Source organism: Streptomyces sp. NPDC049597 (assembly GCF_040675505.1).
Lineage (GTDB): Bacteria > Actinomycetota > Actinomycetes > Streptomycetales > Streptomycetaceae > Streptomyces.
Genome location: NZ_JBFAOY010000021.1, coordinates 1 through 17159, shown reverse-complemented (window position 1 = coordinate 17159; position 17159 = coordinate 1). Strand labels below are relative to the sequence as shown.

Sequence of the window (17159 nt, the reverse complement as noted above, 5' to 3'; positions counted from 1 at the left end):
TTCGGCGAAATCTGGCAGGGTTGTGATGAGGAACTGCCAGGGAGGTCGAGCTCTTCGAGTCGCCATCCGCGGTTCTGGCATCCCTGCCCGAAGACGAACGGGGCGTGGCCTGCTTCACCGGTGCGGGTGGAATACAGGTTGGGGTAGTTTCCGCGGGCAGGTCGGCGAGAATTTGCCGGGGTGGTCGCATTCGGACGGATGAAGTCGAGGAGGTCGGGTTGCCTCTGCAGCCCCCTTGACTACGCGCTTCATCAGCGGCTCCCACGGGCCGAGCTCCACGGAACCGGGCTTCATGTCGTTGCCACGGATGCCGACGTCGGGGCGTCGGCGAGCCCCCGAGGGTGCCGGACTCGCCCCAGTCGGACGGTCCGGCGATCAGGGTGTGCCGGTCGAGGCTGCCGTCAGGGACGCCTCCGGTCTCGACAACTCCCTGGTCGGCGTGGCGCTGATGCGCAAGGCATTCCAGGCTGACCGCGCACGAGCGGTCAGGTCCGGCCGAGATTGTCAGCTCACGAGTCAGGTCAGGAGATGAGCGAGCGACCTGTGGGCGTCAGCCGGAGTATCTGGGGTGCCGCTGTCTGTTCTCGCTTGATGCCCGGCAGGATCTCCTCCCGTGTGAGGGGATGGGCCTGTATGTCGGTGAGGTGGCGCTGGTGCGCACTCTCGTCGGGGTACGAGGTGAAGATCGCGGCGACGTTCTCTCCGGTCCGAACCGGCAGCCTGGGGAATGTGTTGTGCGCGGGCTCGGTGATCAGGAGGGCGAGCGGGGCGGGTCCCGTGTCCAGGAGCACGGGGAGGAGACCGTCCCGGATCAGTGCGATGCCCTCGTGTCGTCCGGGAGGGAAGGACCACACGGTGGTGGCCACGAACCGGTCTGGCGCCGGTGCACCGATCTGGGGCCTACTCGAGGAGGAGACGGCGAAGCCGATCCCCGCCGAAGCGGGGCGCAGGAGGAGGACATCGTCTGAGTCGATCATGGTGTCATTTGCCTGGGGGCCGTGCCTGGCCCAGACGGGGCCGCCATAGAAGGCCGTGAGCGCGCGATGGCGCGCCGCCATGTCCCGGAATCCTCGCAGCCAGACAAAGTGGTCCGGATCGTCGAGATCCCGGAACTGGCCGAGCACGATCATCCCGGTTTCTTCCTGAGATTCAACCAACTCCCGGTCGAACAGCTCGATGAGCTCGTCGCGCCGACGGGGACGCAGCCTGTACCGGCGAAGCTCGATCACGGCGGCGGGGTCGGTAGGGGGCACAGTGGGACTCCTGTCCGGTGCTCTTCCTGGGTATGAGCTCACGGCTCGTTCGGTCGGAGCCGGGCGCGGATTGACGGTAGGGGAGCCGTGTGCCAGGTGCTGTCAGGGTTTTCGAGGAGAATGCATCCGTGTCTGCCAGTCGACTGCTGTCGGTACTGCTGTTGCTGCAATCCCGTGGGCGCTTGTCCGCGCAGGTGATCGCTGATGAGCTGGGAGTGTCCGTGCGGACCGCGTACCGTGACCTGGCGCGCCTGCAGGCCGCAGGGGTTCCCGTCTACGCGGATCCGGGCCGCGGAGGTGGCTACCAGCTACTCGACGGCTATCGCACCCGCCTGACCGGGATGAGCGAAGGTGAAGCGCGGGCACTGTTCTTCGCCGGACTGCCTGAGGCCGCGGCCGACCTGGGGCTCGCGGCCGAGGTGACGGCGGCGCGGCTGAAGCTGCTGGCCGCGCTGCCGGCGCAACTGCGCGAAGAGGCCGCGCGGACCGCGGCGGTGTTCCACCTCGACGCGCCCGGCTGGTACCGAGAGCCCGAACAGGCGCCCTATCTGCCTCTCTTCGCCGACGCGGTGCTCACCCGGCGTGCGGTGGACGTGCGCTACCGCCGTTGGCGCGCGCCGCAGGAGGTGCATCGCCGCCTTCGCCCCTATGGCCTGGTACTCAAGTCCGGCATCTGGTACCTCGTAGCCGCGGCAGAGAAGGGGATCGCGACCTACCGTGTCGCCCAGGTCCTCGACGCGGTGCTGGGCGACGAGCGGTTCGACCAGCCGCAGGGCTTCGACCTGGGCGCGTACTGGGCCTCCTACCTTGACGATTTCCAGGCGCGCCGCTACACCGGCAAAGCCACCATCCGTCTGTCTCCTCGGGGACGCCGGCGCCTGCCCGACAACCTCCCCCCGGAGGTGGTGCGGGCGGTCGATTCCACCGCGACCGCCGTCGGCGACGACGGATGGGTCGAGGCGGTCATCCCGACCGAGGGCACTGAGCACGCATGCGGCGAGCTGCTACGACTCGGTGTGGACGTCGAGGTCGTCGCACCGGCCGAACTGCGCCAGGCCATGGCCGCCACCGTCGAGGTACTCGCCCGAGCCTACGAACGCCACTGACGCCAGAAGACCCCGTCGGAGGGGGCTGTCAGTTCTCGTGAACATCGACCTCGGCGCCAACCGGGCACCTCCCAAGATAGTGAAAACTGCTGTTGAGACTCGTGGACAAGACCACCCGCTCGAAGCCGCTCGTCCACTCGGCGCCGGCGCGGGAGAGGATGTGCTGCTCCGGTGGTGGATTAGCCGATGGTATGCGGTGTGCAGCCGTTGCCGACGACGGCGATGTTCAGGTCCACGCCCTGCTGCGCAGGAGGCAATGGAGCGTCTTCGATTCGGCCTGCGCCCTGACGTTCATGGTGAGGAGGACGACGTCGCTGCGTGGCTGCAGAAGGGGCGGAGTTCCTTCGGGCTGGTCAGCTGGCGGCGGGTGTCGGCAAACAGCAGTGCGTGGATGCGGAAGGCTAATTCCCGGGTCTGCGGTGCATGGCTCGGCCGCACGGTGAGTGAGTTGCCAAGGAGGCCGGTGAAACCCTTGCGGCCTGACTCGTGAACGCCCGTTCGGAGGATGTCTGCGACGGCGTCGCGGACTCGGTCTCTCGTGCCGAGCCATGTCGTGGCGGTGTGTTCGAACAAGCGAGGCGTACCGGCCGATCGTGGCAGCGGCGACGAGTCCGCCGGGTCGCACCACGCGTCCGGCTTCGGCGAGGGCTTTCAGCCGGTCTTCGCGGTCCAGGAGGTGGTAGAGCGGGCCCAGCAGGAGGACGACGTCGTAGGTGCTGCCGGCAGCGGTCAGGGCGCGGGCGTCGCCGAGTTCGGCGGAGGCGCCGGTTGCGGCTTCCGGCAATGCCAGTGGCTGCGCAGCGCGCTCGAGGGCCTCGCGGGCCGCGACCCGTACGTGTGCTCCTCGCAGTACCGGCGGGCCCTGGACACCGCGGAACTGGCGCTGCCCGGACGTCCCGTCGACGTGACCGCCCTGCTGAACGAGCAGCGCTACGGTGACGCCACTTACATGATCGTGGGCGAGGAACGCCGTGGGTGCCTGCCGGCCGGGCAGACCGGCCTATGGATTCCTCCACTTGCGGCGTACCGCCACCCGTTGTGGCGTGAATACGCTGATCAGGGTGAACGTGTCGAACGCCCTGACCACGCCGAAGGCCTGAGCGGACTGAACGGCAGGTCCGGGCCGTCGGGTCGTCGGGTCGTCGGCGCGGGATCGGGCCGGCCGGCGTCGCTTTGGGCACCCGGCTATGGAACGTCAACGTCCCCAACGACCACAACACCGGCAACTTCTCCTCCGTCACCAGGGGACTCGACTGGGTGGTGGTCTGCACCGGAAAAGCCGGTCGTGTGCCGGCACGTCGCCCCGGGCGAGGCGGTCCGGCCGCACCCGGTAGTGGCCGGCCGCCTTCGCCAGCCACGACGACTTCGACATCGACGTGCCGGCCGCCCACCGCCCCGCCGGCAAGGGCCGGGTCGAGCGCCAGGTCCTGATCGTCCGCGACGACGTCCCGTCCGGCCGGGGCTTGTCCTCCGTCGAGGAGGTGGACGCCGCCTTCGCCGCCGGGGTGCCGCAGCGGCGAGCCCGGATCCACAAGACAGACCGGGACGCCACAGACGATCGGGCGGCCCGTGACCATGCGGCCCTGAAGCACCCCGTATTGCGTGGCCGAACGGCATCTGCGGCCGGTCGTCAAGGACTGCCCCGCCGACTTCGGCGGCAATCTTTGCCCACTGCCCGCCGACAGCTCCGCGTCGGCAGGGGTGTACAGGGTGACACCGGGGATACGGCTCGGCTTCCAGCGTGTGCTCGTGGACCGCGCGATCGTGCCGAGGGCGACGGGCTCCCGGGCACCGGCGCGCTCCGGGACCGACCCACTGTTTCCGATCATGACCTCGACCGGGAACCCAGCGACGGGCGTGGCGGACGGAGGACGCCGCCGAGGGAATCTCAGACCACGAACTTCTTGTCGAGCACCATGTCGTGGCCGATGACGAAGGAAGCCTCGTCGGAACACAGCCACACCACCGTCTCGGCGACCTCTGCGGCGGTCGCCCCGTCGGCGAGGTTCGCCCCCTCCTCGTGCGCCGGCCCGGGACTGATGGCGTTGATCCGGATGCCCTTGCCCTTGTACTCGTGCGCGGCTGTACGGGTCAACGCGCTCAGCGCCGCTTTCGAAGCCGCGTAGGCGCTCATGCCCACCAGCCGCCCGCTGCTCGCCATGTTGCAGGCGGTGTTCACGATCACTCCGCGACCGCGCGACTCCATGTGCGCGAGCTCGTGCTTCATCGCCATGAAGACCCCCGTGAGATTGGCGGCGAGGATGTCGGCCCACACGTCCTCGGCGATGTCGGCGACGTTGCTGTTCGGCCCGGTGACGGTCGCGTTGTTGAACGCGATGTCCAGCGCGCCGAACCGCTTCACCGCAGCCGCCACCATGCCCGCGGCGGCGGCCGAGCCGCCCCTCGTGATGTCCGCCGCGACGCTGTCGGCCTCCCCTCCCGCATCGCGGATCAGCTTCAGCGTGCCCGCCAGTTCCTCCGGGTCCGGCCCAGCGACCATGACGCGCGCGCCCGCGCGGGCGAACGCGACTGCCGCCTCCTGGCAGATGCCGTCGCCCGTTCCCGCGACCAGGGCGACCTTTCCAGCAAATCGTTCGGACATGGATCGAGCTCCTCTTTCTCTACTGATCTCGGTGAATCGTGTCGAGCAGTTCATCGGCCCACGCGGTGCTGTAGTCGTCCGGCCGCGGGAGGCCGCCCTCGTAGGGGGATCCCCTCCACGTGAACGTGGCGCCGGGGTTGTGCGAGGCGTATCCGCCGGCCGCGAAGAAGTACGGGCTGCCCTGGATCCGCGGGCCCTCGGCCGTGGCCACTGCTCGTAGACCTGCGGTGCCGTTCACCATGTCCGTTTCTTCACGTCCTTCATGAGTACGGGCTTCCTGGGCGCGGAGGTACGGGCGCGGCTGCGCCGGCCGCCGCCCGGCGGCCGGCGGCCGGCGATCAGAGCTCGACGCGGACGTCGTACTCGGTGACCCAGGTGTTGAACTCGATCAGGCGCTCCAGGACGGCGCGGGCGCTCCACGGGCCGCCGACCCCGTAGGAGCCCTCGGGCACGTCGAGCAGCTTGCGGATGTCGGCCTCGGAGACGAGCTGCAGCACCGGGGCGCCCTCGACCAGGAGGGACTCGACCTGCTCGCGCAGAGCCAGTTCGTACTTGCGGTCCTGGGTGGAGGGGTACGGGTTCTTCTTGCGGTCGAGGACCGAGTCCGGCAGCAGACCGCGCATGGAGGCACGCAGCAGGCTCTTCTCGCGGCCGTCGAAAGTCTTCATCGCCCAGGGAGTGTTGTAGACGTACTCAACGAGGCGGTGGTCGGTGAACGGGACGCGCACCTCCAGGCTGACCGCCATGCTGATCCGGTCCTTGCGGTCCAGCAGGAAGTTCTCCCAGCGGGTCAGGTTGAGGTACGTGACCTCGCGCATCCGCTCCTCGAGCCCGCTCTCTCCCTCCAGGCGGGGGACCTGCTCCAGCGCTTCGGCGTAGCGCTCCTTGATGTACTCGGTGAGGCCGAGCTTGTCCCACAGCCCCACCGTCTTCAGCGCGCCGATACCGCCGGCCTTCTCGAAGGGGTGGTGCCACGGGAAGGTGTCCGACTCGACGGCCTCCTTGTCGTGGAACCAGGTGTAGCCGCCGAAGAGTTCGTCGGCCGCCTCGCCGGACAGCGCGACGGTCATCTGCTCCTTGAGCGCGCGGCACAGGATGAGGAGCGAGTACTCCATGTCGCCGGTGGAGACCGGCAGGTCCTGCGCCCGCAGGACGGTGCTGCGCACCTCCGGGTCGAGGATGTCCTCGTTGTCGAGCTCGACGATGATGTGCTCAGCGCCGACCTGCTTGGCGACCTCGACGGCGAACGGGGTGTCCGGGTCGGCCCACTGGACGTTGGCTTCGAAGCGCTCGTCGTGGCCCACGAAGTCCACGGAGAAGGCGCGGATGGGCTGCTCGACGCCCTGCTTGGTGAGGGCCTTGGCGGCGAGCGCGGTCACGGCGCTGGAGTCCAGTCCGCCCGAGAGCAGGGTGCCGACGGTGACGTCGGCGACGAGCTGGCGCTCGACGATGTCCTCGAGCAGGTGGCGCACGTTGTTGATCGTGGTGTCGAGGTCGTCGGTGTGCGGCTGGGCCTTCAGCTCCCAGTAGGTGCTCTCGCTGCGGCCTTCGCGGGTGAAGCGGACGATCGTGGCCGGCTCGACCTCGTGCATGCCCTTGTAGACGGCGTGCCCGGGGGTCTTGACGATGCTGAAGATCTCCTTGAGACCCTCGGCGTCGACGACGGCCTCAGCCTCGTCGTGGGCCAGGATCGCCTTGGGCTCGGAGCCGAAGAGCACCCCGTCGGCGGTGGGGTAGTAGTAGAGCGGCTTGACGCCCATCCGGTCGCGGATGAGGAGCAGTTCCTCGGTCCGCGGGTCCCAGATGGCGAAGGCGTAGATGCCGTTGAGGCGCTCGGCGAAGTCGGCGCCCCACTCGACGTAGGCGCGTAGGACGACCTCGGTGTCGCTGCTCGTGCGGAACTCGTGGCCCAGACCGCGCAGCTCCTCGCGCAGCTCCTGGAAGTTGTACACCTCGCCGGTGTACGTGATCACCGGCTGCGTGTCGTCGTCGACGTCGGCGACCATGGGCTGCTTTCCGCCCTCGAGGTCGATGATCGCCAGGCGGCGGTGGCCGAGGATCGCGTGGGTCGAGGTCCATAGCCCACCCGCGTCCGGTCCGCGGCACTCCATGGTGTCCGTCATGGCCGACGCGGTATCGGTGTGCGCCGTCAGATCGCGCTGGAAACTAACCCATCCGGCAAGGCCGCACATAGGTGATCGGTTCCTCTCGTTCAAGGGGAGCGCCGGGCCAGTCCCTGGCCGACTCGCATGAATGTGCTGCACGGCGGATGGACCGGTCCACGAGCGCCGGTCCACTTCGTCAGATGACCGGGGCTTCTTCAGGTTCGCGGCACCTGACGAAGTGGCGCGCCGGACGTTGCCGGGGCCCGGGCGGGGCCCCACATTCCGAGCATGACTGGGACCTCCCTCGATACCGGTCCACGGACCGAACAACCTCCCGTACGCGTGCGAAGGCGGGTGCCCCGCGTCCTGGAAACCGCCCTCTACGAGTTCGCGCTGTCCACCGGCATGCTGTTCACCGTGGTCACGGCCGTCCGCTGGATGGCGGGACCCGGCACGCCCCTCGCGGACCTCTTTCCGACGCTGACCAGCCAGCTCGTGGCCATGGGCCTGCTGGTCGGTGTGATCGTCGTGCTCGTGCTCGGGCCGTCCATGCGCCGTGAGACCGCCGGGCACCTGAACCCGGCCGTCACCATCGGGCTGTGGCTGCTGCGGGTCTTCCCCGTCCAGGCCGTTCTGCCGTTCGTCGTCGCGCAGTTGGCCGGCTCGGTGGCCGGTGTGGGGCTGGCACGCCTGGCGTGGGGTGACGCGGCCGCCAGGGTCGGGGACGCCGCGCTGATGCCGGCTGCCGACTGGAGCACCGGGGCCGTGTTCGCCGCGGAGGCCGGCGCCATGGCCGTGATCATGCTCATCGTGGCCTTCGCCGGTACGCGCCCGCACCTGCTGACGTACCTTCCCGCGGTGGTGGGCGCCTGCGTCGCCGCCGTGATCATCTTTCTCGGGCCGCTCTCGGGCGGCGGCGCCAACCCGGCGCGCCAGTTCGGACCCGCGCTGGTCTCCGGCACGACCGGGCTGCTGTGGGTCTACGTACTGGCTCCGGTGGCGGGGTCGCTGCTGGCAGCCCTGGTGGCCGGACTGCTGAAGTGGCGGGCCCCGTCGCGCTGAGGCAGCCGCCGCAGGGGGCGGCATCCGGTCCGCCGGCCGGATACCCCCTGCGGGGTGGCCGGGCTGCCGCTCGCGGCGTCCGAGAGTGCCCGGCCGGAAGGCGATGGCGACCTCGCGCACCTGGAACTGCACGCCCTGCCCCACAGCGGCTGCCGCCTCCGGCGCCTGCTGCGCTGCGTGTGGTCCACGACGTGGCCGGGGTGGATCTGACGGCCGCCGAACTCGCAGCAGGGCATTTCCTGGTCATCAAGGCCGAACACGCCTGTATGACGCTGCGCGGCGTCCAGGCCACCGGGACGACGACGATGGCCTCCACGTTCCTCGGCGTGCTGCGCAGCGATGCGCGGTCTCGCAGTGAGTTCCTGGCCCTGACCGGCTTGCCCCGCTGACCACAGTCAAGCGGGGCGGGGCGGCGCCGGGCTGGCCGGAAGCTGCTGAACTGGCTGTATGAATCTCGATCGGACCGACCCTGTAGACGGGTGCACGATGCCCCGGCTCGAGCTGATCACCTTCGGCCACAGCACCGCGGACCGGGGCTCGCTGGCAGAACTCCTCCGAGAAGCCGGCGTCACCGCCGTCGTGGATGTCAGGACCGCTCCCGGCAGTCGCCGTGACCCGGACCTGTCACGGCAACGGCTGGCCCAGTGGATGCCCGAAGAGCACATCGCCTATCGGTGGGAGCCGCGCTTGGGCGGCTTCCGCAAACCGCCGCCGGACTCTCCCGACACGGTATGGCGCAATGAGTCCTTCCGCGGTTACGCCGCTCATACACGCAGCCCGGAGTTCGTCTCGGCCATGGACGCCCTCGTGCGCCAAGCGGGTGAGGAGCGCACCACGGTGATGTGCAGCGAGGCGGTGTGGTGGCGATGCCACCGGCGCCTGATCGCCGACTTCGCCGTCCTGGCCCGCGGCGTGCTCGTCCACCACCTCATGCACGATGGACGCCTCACGTGCACAATCCGACGCCGGGCGTGCGCCTTCGTGCCGACGGCCTTCTTGTGTACGACGACGCCGGCTCCCGGCCGCCGTGACAGCGGTCATCGAGGGGCCCGCTCCAGGAACTCAACAGGCTGCGTGGGGAGGCGCTGGCGTCGGCCGTGGCGCGTGGCTGTCTCGGGTTCTGTCCGGGGCGCCGGACCAATTCCACGACTGTCTGCCCCCGCCGGGATGGCGTGACGAGGTCGAGGGGTTGGCCGGCACCCGACACTGTGTCCATCGCGGTGACGGAGCCGGCCGCCAACGCGATCATTGCCCTCACCCCCGGTGCCATCACCACGCCGCAGCAGGTGGGTCACCGGCCGTGGCAAGGGCCACGTCGGGCGTCCTTCCACCTATCACTGGACGATCAAGCAGGCCGGCACAGCCGGGGGCGCTCCCGAGACCACAGGGGTGTGCCGGGCGTTTGGGCGCCTCGCCGTGGCTGGCACCATCCCCGGCCAGGCGCTGACTGCGGCCGCCAGGACATAAACATGATTTTGCGCGGTCAACTCCCGGCAGTTCCACGTCGCCGCCCGCAAATCTCCAACTGACCACCCGACAGCATGACCGCCAGGACATGAGTTGCCCTGACTCAACCAGAGCAGGGCCACGACTGCACCAGGGATGCCCGAGGGCGAATACGTCGACGTCACGCCGGAGGAATGGGCCGAGTTCGAGGAGCCCTTCGACAAGCGCAAGGTCGAACTCGGCAACTGTGCTCAGCCATACGGATCACCCTGCCAGCATGAGCACGCTTGCATCCGTTGCCCAATGCCTCGGGTCAACCCCAAAATGCTGCCCCGGCTCGCCGAGATCGAGAAGGACCTCCTCCTCCGCAGGCGAGCCGAGGAAAGGGAATGGCTCGGCGGGATCGAAGGCATTGAGATGACCCTGACCCTCGCCCGGACGAGGAAAGCAGCTGTCGCACGCCGCGAACGTGCATCGCGACGTCGTAGTTGCCGATCACCTCGGCGAGGCCGCGGGGGCTGACATCCGTCAGATTCTTCCGCCAGGGAGCCGCTCCTGCCGGCAGCAGAGCGCGAAGCGTCGCAGGGTCACCTCGATGGTGGAACACCGCGGTGAACAGTGCCGTGTTGCCGTTCCCATCGCCGACATCGACAGTCGCTCCTGCCTCCAAGAGCATCTCGGCAACATCAGCACTCTGGGACTGGGCGGCGAAGTGCAAACGGGGTCATCCCGCTCTGGTCCGCAAGGCCCGGATCGGCCCCACCCTCCAGCGCAGCCCTCACCCCGGCGGCATCACCATGCAATGCCCCGTAGTGCACCGCTGAGCGGCCCATCCAGCCGAGGTCTTCATCCGCAGCCACCATGCCGCACATCCTCGTCCAGCTTGCGCTCATAGGGTCACCCCCATGCTGTCGGTGGCGGCTGGCACAGTTCCTCCGTGGACATCGACTCCTTCTGGGACCTCATAGAGCAGTGCCGGCAGCAAGCTCTCGGCAGGGACGATCGGCTCGCGTGGCTGCGGGAGGAACTGACGCGGCGCGGACCAGGCGAGGCGGTGCAGTTCCAGTTGCACCTGGATCGGGTGATCGAGGAAGCATTCACCTGGGACTTGTGGGCCGCGGCGGAGCGGATTTTCGAGGGCTGGTGCTCCGACGACGGGTTCTGCTACTTCCGACTGTGGCTGGTCGGGCTCGGCCGGGAGGCCTTCGAGGAGGCGATGTCGGGCCCTGACTCCCTGGCCCGGGTTACGGAGGTCCGGCGCTTGGCGGGCCGCCCGCTGCGTAGCTGGGGCGACGAGTGGCCCGAGTGGGAAAGCCTCGACTACGTCGCGATGGAGGCGTACGCAGCCCTGACCGGAGTGAAAGACGACGGAGAGGCCTTCTACGACGCGTTTGACGCCCGGCAGAACGGAGGACCCGTCCGCCCCGCCCCTGCGGGGCAGCGGTGGGACGTGCGTCAGGAAGACGAGGTGGTCCGAAGGCTGCCGCAGCTCAGCGCGATGTTCCCGCTGCCGGTGCGCGAATGATCTTGGCCGCGTACGACCCTCGGCCGCACAGCCTGGGCGGGACCTGTTCCGGCTCGACACTCTGCTACCGCCCTGCTACCTCGACGGCATGGCCTCGACGAAGAAGCAAACCCAGCTACGGCTCGAGCCCGATGTCCTCGCCGCCGGAAAAGATGCAGCAGCGGCCCGAGGTCTGGACTTCAACCGGTACATCGAGCGGCTCATCGCCGAGGACACCTCCGGTGCCCGCGCAGCCGGCATGGCGAGCGCACAGCGTCTCCTCGACGAGCACCGTTCCTTCCTCGACAATCTCGAGGCGGACCTCGACAGGCAGCACTCCGCTCCCCGGGGCGCCGCTGCGTGAGCGTGTCCCTGCACGTGGATCTCTCATGGATCCTCGAAGCAGCTGAGCGCGCCGGCCACCGCGACCCTGCCCCTGATGACCTCGGCGTGGCCATCGCCGCTGTGGCCCGACACCGCGCCGAGCTGCTTGACACCCCTGTCTACGGCGGCGCCTACGCCCGAGCCGCGGCCCTGGTCCACACGCTGGGCCGACTGCGCTGGCTGGAGTGCTCCAACCTCAAGGTCGCCTGCGCGGTGGGCGTGATGTACCTCGAAGCCAGCGGCATCCCTGTGGCACCCACACGAGAAAACTATCCGCTCCGGCAAGCGAGCTGTACGCCCCCAACAGCACAGTCGTGCGGACAGCCGGGCTGCTGCGGACGTGGCGGCCCTGATCGTCAGAACGTAGCCTTGCGGGGGCTGAGGTCCAGGTACTTCACGGTCATCGAGGCGTTGCCGCGGGGCACCACTCCTGCTCGAAGTGTTCGTGCCAGGCCGAGGGGCCGTCCCCGCGCGTGCGGGAGTACGTGATCTGAGTAGTCTCGATGGAAATTTCCGCGGGTGGGGGGAACAGTCTTGGTCCGACTGGATGGCGCGGTTCGGCGGGGGACCGTCCCCGCGGGTGCGGGGAGCAGAAGCCGAACTACCGCTCCAAGGTACTGGGGGAGGGACCATCCCTGCGGGTGTGGGGAGCAGCGGGCGTCACCGGTCAGCAGCTTGCCCGGTTCCCGCGACCTACGCCCACGATGACGCCTCCACCGACGGGCAGTGGCCAGGGCCCGTGCGGAAGCATCGCACGGTGACCGTTGGAAGCCGCGCAACCCAAACCACGGCCGACGTCTGCACGCCGCCTCGAAGCGGACTTCGGGCAGCCCCTCATCGAACGAGCCGAATGCGGCACGGCCATGAAGCTGACCCGGTTCGGGAGACGCGTTGTCGCAGCCGCCTGGAAGATCCCGGCTGAAGGGGGCGCAAGGTCACGAGATGATCGCTTCATGACTGAGATCGTTCTGATGTCCGACTCGAAGGTTGCCGAACTACAACATGTCTGGGAAGCCGCCATCGCTCAGCGTGGACGGCCTTCGGGGGGCCTATGTGGCATCGCCCTTTCTGATCAACATGAGGTCGTCCTGCCACAAACGGGGCTGGCTGGAACCGACTTCCCCGACGATCTGCGTGCCGGCGTAGACGCGCCTGCACTGGGCGACTTCCGAACTGGCCGCGCTCTGCCGCCCTGCCGTGGAGCGTGGAACCCATGGCCTGCTGGCCCCGGGCATCGAGCACCCCCACGACAAATCCTTGGGATCGGCAGAGCGCCGCATCGTCATACCGCGCGGAGCTGGCGGAATTCATGTGTGGCGCGGGGGAACATGGACGAGAGGATGTTCGACTGCAGCTCTCCATCAAGGGAAGATGCGAGGAAGCGCGTGCAGGATACGGAGAAATGCTCCCAGCGGTCGCCGCGTGCCTCGTTCACCATGACGGTCCATTGGTCCGGTTCAAGGCCTGGCCGAACAAGCCAGTAGAGGCATTCTCCGTTGTCCGTGGTCGCCCATGGGATGACTCGGGACCCCTCTACCTCCAGTTCCGCCGGCTTCTTCTCGAATTCCCATAGACCTTCCAGGTCTTCGGCCTGGTTCTCTGCCCATTCGATGAGGTCGTAGTTCTCGTTGGGGCAGCCGGGCTCCAGGACGTACAGATAGTCGTCCCAGTTACTTCCCCCGTAGACGTGGATGAGCTCCTTGTAGTCGGCAGGAAGCTCAGTCCCGAGGCTGCGCTCGACCTCACCCCAATCTTTCTGGCGGGGCTCGCTCGGCGGCGGGGCGATTTCGAAGAGGCGCGTAAGGGCGCTGGTCATGGCGGGGCTCCTGTTTCTGAAGGATCAATGGGTCCGGACTGCAAGGAGGTCGGCTTCATCGGCTGCTCTCGTCAGCCACCCCTCTTCTGGTTGGGTATGAATGCAGTGTTTCCCGGCTCGGTAATTCCAGTGCTTCTGTGTTGAGTGAACTGGAAACCGTCTGAGCCGTAAGCCTCGATGTATACCCCGGTGGGTATTTTGTTACTTCCGTCGTATCGAGGTGTGACGCTGTACTGTATGGTCTCCCCGGCTTCGACCGCGGCCCGGATTTGGTTTTCAATATGCCGCATGACGGGGGAATTGGCGTAGGAGTGCATGGTGACGAAATTTGCCGGATTGTAGTTTGAGCCGCCGAGCTGTGCGCCGAGGAGATGGGCTCGGTTGTATCCCTTGTCCTTCTGCCAACCGGGGGGATCACCATGCGGGTCCGTGGGATTCTTCCCCATCATGTCCTCTCCCAGTGTGGCGTGCATTCCCGTCGGCCGCCCGAGGTTGTCCAGTTCCCCGTAAACTACCCTGCCGCCCCACGTAGGGTCGTCTGGCTCGTTCTTCCTGCAGGGTGTAAGCCCGAGAGGATCGGCCCACAACAGGGGGTTGTGGACGTATGCCGCTGGGTTCGGGGCCGGGGCGAGGCCGAGAGGATCCTGGCTGAGGTAGCGGGCCGATTCCGGGTCGTAGTAGCGGAAGTAGTTGTAGTGGAGGCCCGATTCGGGATCGAAATACTGGCCCGGGAAGCGGAGCGGGGTGTATGCCGTGGCGTCGCGGTTCCACGTCGTCGTGCCCCAAAGGGTGGTGCGGGTTCGCCAAGCCAAGTCGCCGTACTCGTCGACGAGTTCAGTCGGGGTGCCGATCAAGTCGGTGACGATGGCGAAGAAGCGTTCGTCGTCAGTGTCCGTGCGGCGTTCCGTCTGGGACAGGGGGCGCGGGCCTGCGTGGTCCCAGGTCAGGACGACGTTCGCGGTCGTCTGCTCGCAGAGGGTCGTGCCGTCCCAGGTGAAGTGGATCGTCTCGAAGGGGGACTGCTTGGATATTCGGCGGCCCAAGGGATCGTACGCGTACCGCCAGACCGTGCCGTCCGGTGTCGTCACCGCGGTGAGACGGTCCTCCGCGTCCCACTCGTAGCGCCAGGTGTCGGGCTTTCGGGAGAGCCGGGTCTTCTGGCGCAGGACGATCCGCCCCTGGCCGTCGTGTTCGTAGCGGACGGCACCCGCTCTGGTGATCCGAGTGCCCTCGTACGCGCGTGCGCCCGTCGCCGAATGGGACGGGTGCGCCGTCGGCCAGGAGGCCTCCGTCTGGTTCCCGGCGTCGTCGTAGGCGTACCGCTCCGTCCAGCCCCGCGCATGGACGGCCGTGACGCGACCGGCCGAGTCCACGTCGAAGCCACGGGCACCGGAGAGTGCATCGCTGATGCCGACGAGGCCGCCGCCCACGCCGTAGGTGTATGCGCGGTGTTGGAGGCGACTGCCCCCGGACGTGATCTCCTGGGCCGTCAAGCGACTCATCTCGTCGAACGATGACGCCAGCGCCACGAAGTCCGATACCGTGCGCTCCACTTCGCGGCCCAGGGCATCGAAGGAGAAGGCGATCTCGCGTCCGGACGCGGTGAGCTTCCTCCTGCGGCCCGCTGCGTCGTACGACCATTCACTGACCGCACCGCCAGGCGTCGTCCTCCCCACCCTGCGGCCGAGTTCGTCGTACGAGAAGGTCAGCGTTCGACCGTTGACCTTCTCGTACTTCAGGCGACCATAGCGATCTCGCAGGCGTTCCAGTTCGGCGTCTGGGCCGGCAGCCGCCGCGAGTTCGTCGAAGATGTCGTACTCGAATGTGGTGACCTCGTTGCCTTCGACCTCCTTGCGGATCACCTGGCCGAGGACATTGTGTGTGAAGTGGATGCGCTGGCCCAGGCCGTTCGCCCGGGAGACCATACGGCCGGAAACGTCGTAGTCGTAGCTCAGCGCCCGGCCGTCGAAGTCCGTCTCCGTGACCAGTCGGCCGGCCGCGTCGTAGGCATAGTCCCACGTGAGGCCCTGCGGGTTCGTCACCCGGGTCAGCTGCAGGTTCGTGTCGTGGGAGAACTCGTAGCGGACGCCGTCCGGGCTGGTGCGGGAGGTCAGCAAGTCGAAATCGGTGTACGTGAAGCGGGTCGTGCCGCCCATCACATCCGTATGACTGAGGCAGTTGCCCTCGCCGTCGTAAGCCCAGGACTCCACCATGCCGTCGGGTGCCGTCCGGCGGGACAGCCGGCCCTCGACCGTCCACTCCATCACGGTCTCCGCGCCGAGAGCGTCAGTGACCCGAACCATGCGGCCGAAGGAGTCATATGCGTAACGGGTCGTGGCTCCCAGGGGATCGGTAACCTCGACGAGAAGTCCCCGGCGGTCGAGGACCAGCCGGGTGGTGGCGCCGAGCGGGTCCGTCACCGAGGTGAGCCGGCCGACCGCGTCGTACGCGAACTCCGTCGTCGCGCCGGAGGGGTCAGTCACCGACGTGCGGTTGCCACGCTCGTCGAAGGTCTGGCGCGTGACGTTGCCGTCGGTGCCGATGATGCGTATCGGCATCCCGTTGTCGTCGTATTCCGCTCGCGCCTGCCGTCCGTCCGGGCGCTCCAGTACCGTCACGCGGCCGTGCTCGTCGTAGGTGGAGCGGCTGACGTGGCCCAGTGGGTTCGTGCGGGACAGCAGGCGGTTGTATCGGTCGTACTCGTAGCGGGTGACCGCGCCCAGGGCGTTGATCTCGGCAACCACCTGAGACCGGTCGTTGATCAGGAAGCGTTCGGTGTTGCCCAGGCCGTCCGTGAGGGATGTCATGCGCAGGCCGGTGTCCGGGTCGGTGTCGTCCCAGGTGAAGCGGGATTCGAGGTGGCCGTTGGTGCCTGCCTGGTACGTGCAGCGGTCCTGGTCGTCGTAGACGTAGTCGAAACGGCTGCCGTTGGTGTCCGTCCACGACGTAATGCGACCGTGCTCGTCACAGCCGAAACGCAGGGCGCAGCTGGAGGAGTTGGTGACCTCGGTCAGGTGGCCGTCGGTGTAGCCGTAGCGGAGGATCTCCTGGTCGGATCCTTCCGGTGCGGCTCCCGCAAGGTGGAGGGCCGTCACCCGGCCTTCGCTGGTGGTGAGCTTCAGGTTGTAGCCGCCGTGGTGGACGATTGAGGTGGGGGCGCCTGTGTCGTCGTACTCGAAGGCGATCCAGAGGCCGTTTCGGTCGTCGATCTGGGCGAGCAGGGCCAGGTCGTCACTGTGGTCGGTGAAGTGCCAGACCCGTCCTGTGTCGGGGTCTGTGATGGTGTAGCCGTCGTCGACCCGGTCCAGCGGCCAGCGGCGGCCGTGGGTGGGCATGACCGGGACCCCTGGTGCGGGGTGGGGATAGGCGAGGAGGCTGCCTTCGTCGCAGCTGAAGATGACGCCTTCCGAGTCGATTTCCAGTCGCTGGTCGACCGTGGAGGACCAGGTGGGCCCGAACCAGCGGCCGGAGCGCCGGGAGGAGTCGAAGGTGCGCTGGAAGACCAAGGGCATGGAGCCCGGAAGCGTGATGTCCGTCTGCGGCAGCAGCATCCGGCCGGTCGCAATGTCGACGGGGTCCTTCTTGCACACCGTCTCGCTGCAGCGCTTGGCGTTGCTGTCCGGGTTGCTTTCGTGGTCCCCGCGGGTGCCGTCCGGCTTTCCTCCGCCGTCGGGCAGGTGTTTGGCACCGTTCAGCCCGGCGCGCAGACCTCCGCGTACGACGCCCGCACCCTTGGTTCCCAGGAGTTCCGGGACGAGGCGGCCGAGGAACTCCGACGGGTCGCCCTTGGCAGCGTCCCAGGCGTTCTTCAGCGCCCGGTCCGGGTTGGCGACGGTGGAGACGAGGCCGGCGAGGGTGGTGTTGACGCCCTTGTAGTACTC

Annotated in this window: 12 protein-coding genes and 3 pseudogenes; 7 read left to right on the top strand and 8 right to left on the bottom strand. The window is 68.0% G+C overall.

Annotated features, from left to right (window positions below; translation table 11 throughout):
- Positions 1 to 521: 521 nt before the first annotated feature.
- The gene (locus AB0K02_RS22790) at positions 522 to 1253 is read right to left on the bottom strand and encodes an NIPSNAP family protein (protein WP_365994336.1); all 732 of its coding nucleotides are present in this window, start codon (positions 1251 to 1253) and stop codon (positions 522 to 524) included.
- 128 nt (positions 1254 to 1381) lie between these two features.
- Between AB0K02_RS22790 and AB0K02_RS22785 the strand changes: the two genes are divergently transcribed.
- The gene (locus AB0K02_RS22785; protein ID WP_365994335.1) at positions 1382 to 2359 is read left to right on the top strand and encodes a WYL domain-containing protein; all 978 of its coding nucleotides are present in this window, start codon (positions 1382 to 1384) and stop codon (positions 2357 to 2359) included.
- Between the two features lie 226 nt (positions 2360 to 2585).
- Here AB0K02_RS22785 and AB0K02_RS22780 read toward each other — a convergent pair whose 3' ends face one another.
- The 4 genes from AB0K02_RS22780 to asnB all read right to left on the bottom strand — a co-directional run bounded on the left by AB0K02_RS22780 (position 2586) and on the right by asnB (position 7153).
- Positions 2586 to 3143, bottom strand: a complete 558-nt coding sequence (locus tag AB0K02_RS22780) for a class I SAM-dependent methyltransferase (protein ID WP_365994334.1) — start codon at positions 3141 to 3143, stop codon at positions 2586 to 2588.
- A 1104-nt stretch (positions 3144 to 4247) separates the two neighbouring features.
- Positions 4248 to 4961 (bottom strand): SDR family NAD(P)-dependent oxidoreductase, encoded by a 714-nt coding sequence (locus AB0K02_RS22775; RefSeq protein WP_365994333.1) that lies wholly within the window; start codon positions 4959 to 4961, stop codon positions 4248 to 4250.
- A gap of 19 nt (positions 4962 to 4980) precedes the next feature.
- Positions 4981 to 5202 carry a hypothetical protein gene (locus tag AB0K02_RS22770; protein ID WP_365994332.1) on the bottom strand — a complete coding sequence of 74 codons (222 nt, stop codon included), beginning with the start codon at positions 5200 to 5202 and terminating at the stop codon, positions 4981 to 4983.
- Between the two features lie 97 nt (positions 5203 to 5299).
- On the bottom strand, positions 5300 to 7153 hold the full coding sequence (gene asnB, locus AB0K02_RS22765; protein WP_365994331.1) for an asparagine synthase (glutamine-hydrolyzing): 1854 nt from the start codon (positions 7151 to 7153) through the stop codon (positions 5300 to 5302).
- A 201-nt stretch (positions 7154 to 7354) separates the two neighbouring features.
- Between asnB and AB0K02_RS22760 the strand changes: the two genes are divergently transcribed.
- From AB0K02_RS22760 to AB0K02_RS22750, 3 genes and pseudogenes are all read left to right on the top strand, one after another.
- A complete protein-coding gene (locus tag AB0K02_RS22760) occupies positions 7355 to 8128 on the top strand; it encodes an aquaporin (RefSeq protein ID WP_365994330.1) in 774 nt (257 codons plus the stop codon).
- A gap of 218 nt (positions 8129 to 8346) precedes the next feature.
- Positions 8347 to 8517, top strand: a pseudogene (locus tag AB0K02_RS22755) (GTP cyclohydrolase I); the annotation flags it as partial.
- 97 nt (positions 8518 to 8614) lie between these two features.
- Positions 8615 to 9159 (top strand): annotated as a pseudogene (locus AB0K02_RS22750) (DUF488 domain-containing protein).
- Between the two features lie 728 nt (positions 9160 to 9887).
- On the opposite strand, the gene AB0K02_RS22745 reads toward AB0K02_RS22750, so the two are convergent.
- Entirely contained in the window at positions 9888 to 10292 is a 405-nt protein-coding gene (locus tag AB0K02_RS22745; protein WP_365994329.1) for an ankyrin repeat domain-containing protein, read from the bottom strand.
- A gap of 219 nt (positions 10293 to 10511) precedes the next feature.
- Here AB0K02_RS22745 and AB0K02_RS22740 point away from each other — a divergent pair, with 219 nt between their 5' ends.
- From AB0K02_RS22740 to AB0K02_RS22730, 3 genes and pseudogenes are all read left to right on the top strand, one after another.
- On the top strand, positions 10512 to 11099 hold the full coding sequence (locus tag AB0K02_RS22740; RefSeq protein ID WP_365994328.1) for a DUF4240 domain-containing protein: 588 nt from the start codon (positions 10512 to 10514) through the stop codon (positions 11097 to 11099).
- Between the two features lie 88 nt (positions 11100 to 11187).
- The gene (locus AB0K02_RS22735; protein WP_365994327.1) at positions 11188 to 11442 is read left to right on the top strand and encodes a hypothetical protein; all 255 of its coding nucleotides are present in this window, start codon (positions 11188 to 11190) and stop codon (positions 11440 to 11442) included.
- Positions 11443 to 11444: 2 nt separating this feature from the next.
- A pseudogene (locus AB0K02_RS22730) lies at positions 11445 to 11815 on the top strand (fic family toxin-antitoxin system, toxin component).
- A 929-nt stretch (positions 11816 to 12744) separates the two neighbouring features.
- On the opposite strand, the gene AB0K02_RS22725 reads toward AB0K02_RS22730, so the two are convergent.
- Both AB0K02_RS22725 and AB0K02_RS22720 read right to left on the bottom strand, forming a co-directional pair.
- Positions 12745 to 13278 (bottom strand): SMI1/KNR4 family protein, encoded by a 534-nt coding sequence (locus tag AB0K02_RS22725; RefSeq protein WP_365994326.1) that lies wholly within the window; start codon positions 13276 to 13278, stop codon positions 12745 to 12747.
- Between the two features lie 71 nt (positions 13279 to 13349).
- Positions 13350 to 17159, bottom strand: a 3810-nt coding sequence (locus tag AB0K02_RS22720; protein WP_365994325.1) for a DNA/RNA non-specific endonuclease, incomplete at its 5' end; no start/stop codon positions are given.

What these genes read in the sequence shown, in the direction of transcription:
- AB0K02_RS22760 (WP_365994330.1), top strand. Translation starts at nt 7,355, where the DNA reads ATGACTGGGACCTCCCTCGATACCGGTCCACGGACCGAACAACCTCCC.
- AB0K02_RS22735 (WP_365994327.1), top strand. Translation starts at nt 11,188, where the DNA reads ATGGCCTCGACGAAGAAGCAAACCCAGCTACGGCTCGAGCCCGATGTC.
- AB0K02_RS22725 (WP_365994326.1), bottom strand. Translation starts at nt 13,278, where the DNA reads ATGACCAGCGCCCTTACGCGCCTCTTCGAAATCGCCCCGCCGCCGAGC.
- asnB (WP_365994331.1), bottom strand. Translation starts at nt 7,153, where the DNA reads ATGTGCGGCCTTGCCGGATGGGTTAGTTTCCAGCGCGATCTGACGGCG.
- AB0K02_RS22770 (WP_365994332.1), bottom strand. Translation starts at nt 5,202, where the DNA reads ATGGTGAACGGCACCGCAGGTCTACGAGCAGTGGCCACGGCCGAGGGC.
- AB0K02_RS22775 (WP_365994333.1), bottom strand. Translation starts at nt 4,961, where the DNA reads ATGTCCGAACGATTTGCTGGAAAGGTCGCCCTGGTCGCGGGAACGGGC.